Annotated in this window: 1 pseudogene; it reads left to right on the top strand. The window is 76.7% G+C overall.

Annotated features, from left to right (window positions below):
- Positions 1-331, top strand: a pseudogene (locus tag D8M29_RS14325) (hypothetical protein); the annotation flags it as partial.

Below are 331 nucleotides of genomic sequence, written 5' to 3'. Positions count from 1 at the left end.
CAGCCTCTCGGATGCCGTGATGCTCAAGGACAACCACCTGGCCGCGCTGGGGTTCGGCGGCGCCGGTGACCCGGGCGAGGCCCTCACCGCGGCCCTGCGCGCCGGGATGGCACGCCTGCCGCACACCCCCCACGTGGCCCCGGCGGTCCACCCGCCCGCGCAGCTCCCGGCGGTGCGGGACGGAGGCGGGCACAACCACCGCTTCAGCCTCTCGGATGCCGTGATGCTCAAGGACAACCACCTGGCCGCGCTGGGGTTCGGCGGCGCCGGTGACCCGGGCGAGGCCCTCACCGCGGCCCTGCGCGCCGGGATGGCACGCCTGCCGCACACC

The organism is Micrococcus sp. HSID17227, assembly GCF_003989405.1.
GTDB lineage: Bacteria > Actinomycetota > Actinomycetes > Actinomycetales > Micrococcaceae > Micrococcus > Micrococcus luteus.
Note: the sequence above shows the minus strand (reverse complement) of the source record. Positions and strands in the feature narration are given on the sequence as shown.